The following is a 12,298-nucleotide window of genomic DNA, read 5'->3' as shown; positions in this document are numbered from 1 at the left end:
AATAGATCTACGGTAGAGTATTTTAGAAACTGAAACTTCTCTGAAGAATTTTAGCGAAAAGTATGCAGGTGAGATGTATAAATCGCTCTAAAATATTATTGTTCATCAAGGGTGACTTCCATAAGAGTTGCTACACCCGAAGCAGCTTCATTAGCAATATAAAGTTTACCGTCTGGACTAAAAGTTATTCCTTCGGGCTGCGCAAAGTGAAAGGTATTTAATTCGTGTAGGGCTTTAATACTTCCGTTGGGATTTAGAATGAGCAATTTTGGTTTTTTACCATCTACAATGTAATAATCTCCTGTTTTTGGATGAATTGCCAGATCTGAAGGATTGAAGGTTTTTTGTTCTTTTTTCTTTTGAAAACCAGCAAAAGCTTCGGCATTCATATCTATTTGTACCACCGGATTTTCTTTCTGAACTTTAGTATCTAAAGGAATTTCATAAAGACCCTTAAACCGTTTTTCATTGAGTCCTTTATCTTTAGAAACTGTGATAAGATTACGAGTTTTAGGGTTGAAAGCAAGACTCTCTATATTATTGTCTTCGTCAAAGGGGGTATTAAAATGACTTACATTTAATGTGTCTTTCATATAATTAAGAACCTCAAAAATACGACCGTCGCTGCGCATTATATATGCGTTTGTGCTATCTAACGCAATGGCCTCATAATCTCCATTTTCAGCAAATTCTACGTCATAAGAAATCTCTTCGCTATTCAAGTTATAATGATAAATATAACCGTCTTCGTCTTGTATACAGGCGAGTGTAGAATCGTTAACCCAGGCCAGACCGCTTACTTCGTTTAAAAGTTCTGGCAATTCCCAGGTTTTTACAATAGTGTAAGTAGCGTTTTCTAGTATCTCTTTTTCTTCAGCAATTGATTTTTTATAAAAAGCATAAGATAATATGCCAGAAAAGCACAACGCGCCAACAATCACATAATGTGCAAGATATTTCATAGCTGATTTTTAAAAGGATTTCGTTTGTTCTTAACTGAAGTAAAACTAAGAAATAGAATTCTACACGGGTCTGGCTTTAAAATAACTTTAATGTTTGTAGGCTTAATTGAAATCTAAACACATATATAATCCAATAAATTATAAAATATTTAATTCCATTTTAAAAATCGGGAACTTATATTGCTGCCCTAACCAAAAACAGGCTTTATGGCTTCAGGATTTTTTGCCCTTTTAGATGATATAGCAGCATTAATGGATGATGTTGCAGTAATGAGTAAGGTAGCAGGTAAAAAAACTGCCGGAATTTTAGGCGATGACCTGGCTGTAAATGCAGAGAAAGCTTCGGGATTTATGTCTGACCGTGAATTGCCTGTTTTGTGGTCAATTACTAAAGGTTCGCTTCTCAATAAAATTATCATTCTGCCAATTGCCTTCTTGCTGAGTGCTTTTTTACCGGTCGCGATAACTGTGATTTTAATTTTAGGAGGGCTCTATCTTGCCTACGAAGGTGCAGAAAAATTATACGAGTATTTTGTGCCTCACAAGAAGCATAACGATATTCAAAATCTGGACAATCTTTCTGAAGAGGAGTTAATGACCCGTGAAAAGGAAAAGGTAAAATCTGCAATTTTAACCGATTTTATACTGTCTGTTGAGATCGTAATTATTGCTTTGGGTACGGTGAGCACAGAACCCATAGCAACTCAGATTGGCGTTGTTACCGTCATTGCCCTTCTGGCTACCGTGGGCGTTTACGGAATTGTTGCACTCATCGTGCGTATGGATGAATTTGGGACCAAACTAATCAACTTAAACGAGGAGGAAGATAGTTTTTCAGACAAGGTTGGTTTGTTTTTAGTAAATGCATTGCCCTGGGTAATTAAAAGTCTTGGTGTAATAGGTACCATCGCACTTTTCCTTGTTGCCGGAGGAATTTTTGTGCACAATCTGGACTTTTTTCATCATTTAGAAGAAATTCTGCATTTGCCGGCAATCCTTTTTGAATTCCTTGCAGGGTTGGTCATTGGCTTTATTGTTCTTTTGATATTTAATGGTGCAAAAAAAATAATCAAACCCAAAGCAGCGCACTAGTTCTATTTTTTAATAGTTACTGATTTAGCAAAATCTATTTAAGTACTATTGTTAATTCAACATAAAAAAACCTGTAAGTAACTAATACTTACAGGTTTTTTTATGTTTTAGAATATAGTACATCGACTCTTAAATAGATTGTGATTCATGATCAAATAACAATTCATTAACATAAAACTGATTTTTTATTAATGAATTCAATAAAAATACTTAATTTCACAAATGTAAAAAACACACTTAAATAACTAAATCGATTTCTTAAACTAACCTTTATGATTAAAAAGCGACTCAAAAAATTAGGGGAATCAAGTAAAAAACAACATAATGTATTACGCAATATTTATGTATTTATTTTTATGATTTTGCCTGCCTTAGCCTTAGCGCAAAGCTCGGAGGTGACAGGAACCGTAGTTTCAACGGATGACGGAATGCCCATTCCGGGTGTTAATATTGTATTGAAAGGAAAATCTACAGGAGCAGTAACAGATTTTGACGGTAATTATACAATTACAGTAACTTCTCCAGACGATATACTTGTATTTACTTTTTTGGGTTTTGAACCTAAGGAAGTTAAAGTAAATGGTCAACGTGTTATAGATGTAAGCTTAGCGCAAAACTTAGATCAGTTGAGCGAGGTGGTTGTAATAGGTTACGGTAAGCAAGAGCGAAGTGCTATCTCTGGAGCTGTATCAGAAATTAGTGCAAAAGAAATCTCAGAGAGTCCGGCACCTAACTTAAGTAATGCTTTAGTAGGACAATCTGCTGGTATTATTGCTACCCAACGTTCGGGAGAACCGGGTAATGATGGGAGTAATATATTTATTAGGGGTATAGGTACTACAGGAGATGCTTCTCCAATTTATGTGATAGATGGTATTGTGCGTAGCTCAAGAGATTTTTCTCAATTAAACTCTAATGAGATTGAGTCTTTTTCGGTTCTTAAAGATGCTGCAAGTGCTGCGGTATTTGGAGTGCGAGGAGGTAATGGGGTTATTCTTGTAACTACTAAAAGAGGTGCTTCCGGTAAAATGCAAATTTCATTTTCAAGTAGTATTGGGGTTCAAGAACGTACAAACGAACCAGAATTTTTAAATTCGTACGATTTTGCAACACTGTATAATGAGGCGTTAGTAAACCAAGGTGATGAGCCGTTTTATACGCAAGAAGATTTAGATAAATATCTAAATAATTCTAGTCCAGATACACATCCCAACTCCGACTGGCTTTCAGTTTTAGATGATACTGCTCTTTTAAGAAAATATGGTATATCTGCAAATGGAGGTTCAGAAAATGTACAATATGCAGTTTCTTTTGGGTATTTAGATCAAGATGGTATTGTGCCTTCCAATAATTTTAAGCGTTATAACTTTAGATCGAATATTGATGCACAAGTTACCAACACGACCAAATTATCTTTTGACCTTTCTGGGCGTGATGAAAATGCAAATAATGTAGCTTCTCCAGAGTTGTTTCGTTGGATTATGGGAACACCACCAAATGAAGTGCCAATACAATGGTCAGATGGTAGCTACTCGGGCGGTCCTGCATATTTGGCTTTGCCGGAAAATGGATACAGAAATAAACGCGAACAAGCATTTAGAGGACGTATACAATTAGAACAAGAATTGCCTGTTGAAGGTTTAACCATAAAAGGTATTGCTTCTTACGACAAGACTTTTACAGATCAAAAGAACTTCGTATACCCGCAAACACCTTATTTCGATAGATTAAGTGATGGTACTTTTGTAAAACAACCCGCAATTACTGAGTTGTATCAAGATAACAACGATTTTCAATCTATTACTTTACAAGCGCATTTAAACTATGAAAAGTCATTTGATAACTCAGATTTTTCAGCGTTGATCTTGTATACACAAACTCAAGAAAAATGGAGATTTTTAAGTGGCTATAGAGATCAATACACTCTAAATATTGACGAGTTAGATTTTGGTGGTGTTGCAAATAGAAACAATAGAGGTTATTCGGGTACCAGAGCAAGACAAGGTGTTGTAGGTAGATTAAACTGGACACTTGCTAATAAATATATTTTAGAAGGAAGTTTTCGTGCAGACGGGTCAGAACAGTTTGCAGCAGATAAACGTTGGGGATTCTTTCCTTCGGGATCTGTAGGATATATCATATCTAGAGAACCTTTCTTACAAAACTCGGAAGTTATAGATTTTCTAAAAGTGAGAAGTTCTTATGGGGTTTTGGGTAATGACCGTTTAAACAATGCTCGTTTCTTATACCTGCAATCATTTAACCAGTCTGGTAATGCAGTCTTTGGCGACGGAGATGTGCAGCCTTCTATTATAGAAGGAATTTTAGCAAACCCAAATGTTACTTGGGAAACCGTAAAGAAATTTAATATAGGATTTGACGCTACCCTATGGAACAAAAATTTATCGATAACCTTTGATTATTTTAACGATAAGCGTAGTGATATCTTAGGAACCCGTAATTTATCGGTACCCGACTTATTAGGAGTTGGCTTACCTGTAGAAAACCTTTCTAAAGTAGATAACCGTGGTGTAGAATTAACCTTAGGTCATTCTCGTACAGTAAATGATGATTTTAGTTACTCAATAGGAGGGAACTTTACCTATGTTAAAAACAAGATTGTATTTATTGACGAGGCCGAGTCTGTAAATGAAAACATAAGAAGAACAGGATTACCTATTGGTGCACAGTTTGGTTACAAAGCATTGGGACTTTTTCAAACTCAGGAAGAAGTAGACAATGCAGCTACTCAGGTAGGTAATACAGCACCTGGAGATATACGTTATGAAGATATAAATGGTGACGGAACTATTGATGACCTGGATCGTGTTTATATAGGAAGCTCAAATACTCCAGAAATTATCTTTGGTTTTAACTCTAATTTTCAATATAAAAACTTTGAATTATCATTCTTACTTCAGGGTGCTACAAATGTTAACCAGTATTATTCAGGTGAAGCAGCATGGCCATTTTTTGTAGGAGCAGGTGCATTAAAATCAAACTTAGATCGCTGGACACCTACCAATACAGATGCTAGTGAGCCACGTGTTTTGATCAATGCAGACAACAACCACGCAGGTTCTTCTTTCTGGCTGCGAGATGCATCATACTTACGACTTAAGAATATCGAGATTGCGTATAATGTGCCTAAAGATCTTTTTGGTAAAAACTTATTTCAGGGAATACGCATTTACGTAAATGCAAATAATGTATTTACATGGACAGGCATTGATAACTATGATCCTGAAAACGGCGATTCTAGAGCTTGGGGATATCCTCAAATGAGAATCTATAATGCCGGGATTAACTTTAATTTTTAAGAAAATTGATATGAAAAATATTATGATAAAACACTATCGATTTATAGGAGTATTTGTAGCCGTCTTAATAGCTACAGGTTGTCAGGAAGATTTTCTAGATCAGACACCTAAAGACTCACTTACTGAAGAGACCGTATGGACAGACCCTCAGGGAGCTACACAATTTGTAAATGCAATATATGGCGAGATGCCTTCTGGTTTTGATAGAAGCTATGATGGCTGGGCAAAAGGTTTGTATCTTCTTGATGGAGCATCAGATGATGGCGATGTGTCTATGGGATGGACGCATTCTACCTTATTACAAAATGCACAGTTTTTACCTAGCTATGTGCCGTGGGGAAATATGTGGGGAACCTATTATAACCTTATACGTAAAACCAATGTAGCTCTAGAAAATTTAGAGCGACTTGAAGACGAAGAGCTTAAAACACGTCTTACTGGTGAGGTTTATTATTTAAGAGGCTTTATCTATCACGAATTATTAAGATTATTTGGTGCTAAAACAGAAGGTGGTAAACCTACTGGTGTTCCATTAATAGAAACTTCTCTTGATATTGAAGACGACTTGCAAATACCACGTGCAACCTATGCCGAGGTAGTAGATTTTATAGTTGCAGACCTTGATAGAGCAGCCTCAATATTACCTACAAAAGGAGGTATAGCAGCTGGTAGAGCTACTGCCGATGCAGCAAAAGCTATTAAAGGTAGAGTGTTGCTTTATGCAGAACGCTGGGAAGAGTCTGCTGCTGCGTCTAATGAGCTTATTGGGGCAAACTATTCTTTATTTGGAAATTATAAAGAACTGTTTCTTACTAAGAATAATGAAGAAATCATCTTTGCAAAGAAATTTGCTTATCCTGATAAACATCACCAAAGCAATGCCGGTGGAACAGCTGGAGCAGGTTGGGATGTATACAACACGCCACCCTCTTTTAGAGGACCTAGTGATGCGGGTTGGGGAGGAAATTTACCTACCCAAAATCTGGTTGATTCGTATGATATGATTGATGGAGAACCACAAGACGAATCAACTTTATATGACCCGGAAAATCCTTATGAAAATTTAGATCCGCGTTTTGAACAAACTATTGTGCACAATGGATCTACTTTTAGAGGGCGTGAGATAGAGCTTTTTGAAGGTGGAATTGATAAACCATTTATTTATACAGGATATTTCTTGCGTAAATTTCACAATGAAGACTTAGCAATTTACTCACGATCAAGCGATCAAGACTGGATTTTTGTACGTTATGCCGAAGTGTTATTAAATTACGCCGAAGCTAAAAATGAAGCTACTGGTCCAGATGCATCTATTTATGAAGCTATAAATAGTATACGTAATCGTGCAGGAATGCCAGATCTGGAAGCAGGTTTGTCTAAAGATGCTTTACGTGAAGCTATTAGAAATGAGCGTAGAATAGAGCTTGCTTTTGAAGAGCACCGTTTCTTTGATATTCGCCGTTGGAAAATAGCCGAATCGCTACTTAATGGTCCTGTACAGGGAATAAAAATCATCAAGAATGCAGACGGCTCATTAGACTATGCTAAAGTTGATTTTGAGCAGCGTAGCTTCCCTAGTAAATTATATGTATTGCCTATTCCTCAGGGAGAGATTGATAAAAATCCTGCAGCAGAGCAAATACTAGGTTGGTAAAACAATTTTAATTGAAATTTATTTTAAAGCCTTGTCAATTAGTTTGACAAGGCTTTTTTTAGCTAAAGCCCTTACATTTCTCAATCTATTCAAACCTTAAGATGGTATTAACGGCTTCTTGGTTTTTGGCTGGTTAACTTTGATTTAGATACAAATTATAAAAAAGAGGTATGATGAAAGATGATGTAATAATAATTACCGGTGCTGCAATGGGACTAGGACTGGCGACAGCGCAATTACTTGCAAAAGAAGGAGCAAAATTAGTGTTGGTAGACTTTAATGAGGAGGCTTTAAACAGAACAGTAGAGAACCTTAAATCTACCTATCCGGAAGTAAAAATCATAAGTCTGCTGGCAGATGTTTCTAAAGAAGATGAGGTCAAAAATTATGTTGATACTGCAGTAAATGAATTTGGCAGAATTGATGGTTTTTATAATAATGCCGGGATAGAAGGTAAGCAAGCTTCGGTAACAAATTATGATCTAGATATATTTAAGAAAGTTATAGATATTAATCTTATGGGAGTTTATTATGGCCTGCGTTATGTGATCCCTGTTATGCAAAAGCAAAAGTACGGGCGCATAGTAAATGTATCTTCGGTAGGAGGTATACGTGGGGTTCTTAATCAAATGCCTTATGTAGCTAGTAAACATGCTGTAAGCGGAATGACCAAAAATGCTGCATTAGAATATGGTAAAGATGGTATTCTTACCAATGCAATTGCACCGGGAGCAATTTTAACTCCTATGGTTGCCGAAGCTTTTAAGCAAATCAACCCCGATGATCCCAAAGCTGCAGAAAAAGAATACGCCAGTCATAATCCTACACGTGCATTAGGAGATCCTAAAGATGTTGCTAGCGTGGTTGCTTATTTACTAAGTAAAACAAACGGATATGTAAGCGGGCAAACCATTGCTATAGATGGTGGGGAGTCTAATATGTACGGTAGTCCAGAATAACGAGATTCAGATGAATTTAAAAGTCCTGTTTACTTTTTAAACAGGACTTTTTTACTTTCGCAGAAGCGAAATACTATAGGAGTTAAAACTAAATCAACACAATAATTTTGTTCTAATTAAGCTAGGCTAAATAAACCCTACAATTGTCTTAATAATTACATTATGCCACACATCACACTTAAGAGTTTTCCATTAACTGAAGAAGAGCGAACAAAAGTAACCGAAGCATTGTCTCAAGCCCTGCAACAATCTCTAGGTAAGTCTGAAGCTTCTATTTCTGTCGCAATAGAAGAGGTACCCAAAGAAAACTGGCAAGAACAGGTGTATAACACCGAGATTGCACCACATATGGATACGCTTACTAAAAAACCGGGTTACTCGTACTAAGAGTTTTAGCTTATAACTTTTTAAGCTTGATATCTTTAAAGATGACTCCCTGACCTTCGGCTTGTAAACCTATATAACCGCTTGTAAGTGGTTTACCATCTACTTTATATTGTGGGTCAAAACCATTGGCAACTTCTCCACCGGTCTGAGTTTTTGTATACTCAAGCACTTGCTCACCATTTACTTTATGAATTACGAGCGAGTCTTTATAAACGATGAGATCTGCTTCAATCCACGTGTCCCAGGTATAGGTTTTTGAAGACGAACTGATACAATGGTCATTAGATTTTTGACCCTTATAAAACACATCAGTTCCCGGGGAACACATGTTTCCAGTGGGTCTGGGCTTGCCCGGTTCGGCTTCTGCCAGCATTTGATATTCTACCGAAATAGGCCAGTCCTGCTCTTTTAAAATAGTTTTAGGGTCTTGTGAATGAAACATAACGCCACTGTTGCGATATGTATAACTGGGTGCATCCTGCATCCATTCATCTGTAAATTTGTATTTGAATTTTAGATGAAAGGATTCATAAGGTTGCTTATAAAATAAATGCCCGTAGCGGTTGTCAAACGTGTCATAATCTTCATAACTCACCACGATAGCACTGTCTATAACACGAAAAGTATTGGCGTAATTATCTCCTAAGTCGTGGTGAAAAAATTTGGCTTCCCAACCATCCAAATTTTTACCATTAAACAAAATTTCCCATTCATTTTCTGCCGGTTTATTGCAAGAGAATAAACCCAATACAGGAAGTAAGAATACCATCGATTTAAAAACACGCATAATTCTAGTTGTTGTTGTGTTATAAATATCGGTATTATTCTAAAGCTACATCAAGATAAACGGAATGTCTTCCGTAGGTTTCATAAAAAGGTTTAAATACAACACCATCTATTGTAAATTCTAAGTGTTCAGGATTCCCTGAAATGGTTTCTCCCAGATTATTTGCTTTTAATACTATTTTTCTCCAGTCCTTACGTGGTGCATCTTCTTGTGCTGCCAGTAAAACCGGACCGTAAAATAGACTTGCTATATTCTGCTGATCCATCACCGGGTCTAAATGAAACTGAAAAGGCATTGTTAATTCTACCGTATCTCCATTTTTCCAAGTTCTGTTTATTGATATATACGTGCCAGGAACTGCTTTTGTTTTTTGAACCTTGCCATTAATTTTAACTGTAAATCCACCGGTTGCCCAACCCGGAACACGCACATTTAGATCAAATTTTCCTGTTCCGTTTACCGTTAATAGGGTGTGATTTTCCTTAGGAAAAGCTGTTTCTTGCTTTATGATGATATTGCGTTCTTTCCAGTCTAAAGTAGAGGGAATGAACAGATTTACATAGAGTGCTGTGTTGTCTTCATTTTTGAAATAAATCGAATTTTGAAGTTTGGTGCTGCTTTCTAAAGCCGTACCATTACAACAGGTAAAACCTTTCATATCTGGATTACCAAAATGCTTTTGAGAACCCGGGCGCAACGGGATGTGATACGTATTTGCGGGGCTGTCTTCTGCCACCGATGCTAATATCTGGTTGTATAACCCCTGCTCGTAATAATCCATATATTCGGGACGCTGCTCGTATAAAAATAAGTTGCGGGTAAGTTTGAGCATATTGTAAGTTCCGCAGGTTTCATTTTGTCCTCCAGATGAAAGTCCGTTTTCATAAAGCGTTGCCGGCTGACTCACAAAGCATTCTGCATTAGCCGGGTTGCGGGCACCTGCCACACCACCTATGCTGTACATATAGTCATTTTTGGTCTTGTACCAAAAATTATCGGCAACTTTAAAATATTCGGGAGTGTTAGAATCGCGATACATTTCTAATACACCTACAATCTGAGGAATGTGCTGGTTTGCGTGTAAACCGCGAAAAGTATCTACATTTTTAGCAAGACCGTGGGAGTGTTGTGCGTCACCATAAAACATGTCGATATTGTCAAACAGTTTTGCTGTTTCCAGATAGCTAGGTTGGTTAGTTATACGCGATAAACGTGCCATAGCCTCATTCATTCCGCCAAATTCTCCTGCGATATAGGTGTTCCACATACTGATTAGTGTTTCGGTAGGAACCTGACTTAAACGGGCGTGTACCCAATCTCCCATACCTTTTGCAACTTCAAGAGCTTTCTCATTTCCGGTAACTTCATATACATCCATAAGACCTGCAAGAATTTTATGCAGTGTATAATAGGGCGCCCAGATTTTTGTGTTTTCGGTGCCGTATTTAGCACCGTGTTCTAGCATGATAAATTGGTCTGGCGGGTATGCGCTAATAAATCCTGTTCCCCAGTTCCAGTAATCGGTGCGAATGCCTGCCTCGCTCAAGTCTGAATCATAATCGGTTTTACCTGCTGCTACAGGAACCGCTGTAGGCTCTGAAACAAAACTGCCACCTGCCGTTTTAGGTTTACCTGAACGTTGTGATAACTCATAAAGCGTATTGACCATATAGTCAATTTTTTCGGCGAATGCTTTTTGAAGTGTTACATCATAGCTTGTGCTGGCGTAGGCTTGTGCAATAGCAGTAAGATAATGACCCGTAGCGTGACCGCGTAATTTAGTTTCTTGTGAATCCCAAACGCCTAAAGGCTCTGCACCCTCAGGTTGTGGTTGACCAAAAGCATTACGAAACATATACAGGAAAGCATCTGGATTGGTCTCGACAAGAGTATTGATGAATTTATCCCGGTTCTCAATAAATTTTGAACTGTGCTCTTGTGAATCTGCATTAAGCGAAACAGCGCTAAGATCAAAAGTTTCGAGTTTGCGTTCTGGTGTATTTTGTGTGCTTGCAGTAGTTACAGTTACTGTTGCTTTGGGTTTAAAACTGGTGCCGGGTACATTTCCGGTTACTTTATAAGTACCTGTTTTTAATACCGAAGCATTATCTGTAGGAGCAGGCCAAAGAACCCGTACCTGCGGACCATTAATTCCTTTTTTATACGTGCCATTTACATAACGGGGTAATCTGGGTAATTGTCCTACAAGCGTGGTGACAGTTACATCAGAGACTCCAGTTAAAAATTGATTATAAAGTTGGGGTGTATCTTTAGGAAACTGCGGTAAATCATCTTCAAGTTCTTTACGCTCATTTACAACACCTTCCTCACCTTTTAAAGAGTTATTATAAATCGTATTTATTTGATTTTCGCTTAACGGAATACGGTAAATTCTAAAGTCGTGCAGTTTGGCATCAAGTGATTTCCCAATACTTATTACAGGGTTTTTACCAAAAATTGCATCCAAATCAAATTTTAAATTACCGGCTGTTTTTGCTAATTCACCATTTATATACGTGTGCATAGTTTGCGCAGGGAAATCGATAACAACGGTAATATGTTGCCATTTTTTTACAGGAAGTGCATCAATTTTAGTTTCAGCAATGACTTTGGAATCTTTAGAAATTCTGGTTACTAAACCATTTTCTTTTTTGGTTCCTGAAGGAACTACATATAAATATGTGCTTTTATCTTTACCGAAGTTAAAAAACTCTGCGTTTTGAATTTCAGAATTTAAATAAATCCAACCCGAAATACTAAGTGATTCGATGTTATTTAGGGTAGCTGCAGGAAGCGTGATGTAAGTTTTAGAGGTAGCATTTAAATGGAGTACTTTATCAAATACAGGGTCTTCTACATAAGAGTTTTCGGCAGTATTAAATGTGGCATGTAGATTGTTACGCGACCAATCTTTTGCATTTTCATCAAAAATATACCGAGCGATAAGTCCTGTTTCTCCAATGCCATCCAGAATTTGATCTCCGTTTTGCGCGTGTAATTGTGTACTATAGAAAATAGCGCATAGGAAGTAAAAAACTAGGTAAGGAGAAAATTTAAAAGCATTCATAGTTTTAGATTTAGAAAAACTGCTAATGTGTAGGCCTGTGATATACAATCTTTAAATAATATAGTGAAGC

At 37.1% G+C, this 12,298-nt stretch carries 8 protein-coding genes; 5 read left to right on the top strand and 3 right to left on the bottom strand.

Translation table 11 applies throughout. From position 1 onward, the window contains the following. Positions 1-95 precede the first annotated feature (95 nt). Entirely contained in the window at positions 96-962 is an 867-nt protein-coding gene (locus P164_RS09680) for an SdiA-regulated domain-containing protein (protein WP_028376192.1), read from the bottom strand. Between the two features lie 207 nt (positions 963-1,169). On the opposite strand from P164_RS09680, the gene P164_RS09675 reads away from it, so the two are divergent. From P164_RS09675 to P164_RS09655, 5 genes are all read left to right on the top strand, one after another. Beyond that, complete coding sequence (locus tag P164_RS09675; protein WP_028376191.1) at positions 1,170-2,054, top strand: DUF808 domain-containing protein; 885 nt, start codon at positions 1,170-1,172, stop codon at positions 2,052-2,054. Between the two features lie 272 nt (positions 2,055-2,326). Beyond that, positions 2,327-5,374: a SusC/RagA family TonB-linked outer membrane protein gene (locus P164_RS09670; RefSeq protein WP_028376190.1), complete on the top strand. Its 3,048-nt coding sequence runs from the start codon at positions 2,327-2,329 to the stop codon at positions 5,372-5,374. A gap of 10 nt (positions 5,375-5,384) precedes the next feature. After that, the gene (locus P164_RS09665; RefSeq protein ID WP_159106026.1) at positions 5,385-7,028 is read left to right on the top strand and encodes a RagB/SusD family nutrient uptake outer membrane protein; all 1,644 of its coding nucleotides are present in this window, start codon (positions 5,385-5,387) and stop codon (positions 7,026-7,028) included. A 170-nt stretch (positions 7,029-7,198) separates the two neighbouring features. Further along, positions 7,199-7,987, top strand: a complete 789-nt coding sequence (locus P164_RS09660) for an SDR family oxidoreductase (protein WP_234405845.1) — start codon at positions 7,199-7,201, stop codon at positions 7,985-7,987. Positions 7,988-8,149: 162 nt separating this feature from the next. After that, on the top strand, positions 8,150-8,374 hold the full coding sequence (locus P164_RS09655; RefSeq protein WP_028376187.1) for a tautomerase family protein: 225 nt from the start codon (positions 8,150-8,152) through the stop codon (positions 8,372-8,374). A gap of 10 nt (positions 8,375-8,384) precedes the next feature. Here P164_RS09655 and P164_RS09650 read toward each other — a convergent pair whose 3' ends face one another. Continuing rightward, positions 8,385-9,161, bottom strand: coding sequence for a DUF1080 domain-containing protein (locus tag P164_RS09650; protein WP_028376186.1), 777 nt, complete (start codon positions 9,159-9,161; stop codon positions 8,385-8,387). A 34-nt stretch (positions 9,162-9,195) separates the two neighbouring features. After that, entirely contained in the window at positions 9,196-12,228 is a 3,033-nt protein-coding gene (locus P164_RS09645; protein WP_028376185.1) for a beta-L-arabinofuranosidase domain-containing protein, read from the bottom strand. Positions 12,229-12,298 lie beyond the last annotated feature (70 nt).

Source organism: Leeuwenhoekiella sp. MAR_2009_132 (assembly GCF_000687915.1).
Lineage (GTDB): Bacteria > Bacteroidota > Bacteroidia > Flavobacteriales > Flavobacteriaceae > Leeuwenhoekiella.
This window is presented reverse-complemented; position numbering and strand designations above follow the sequence as displayed.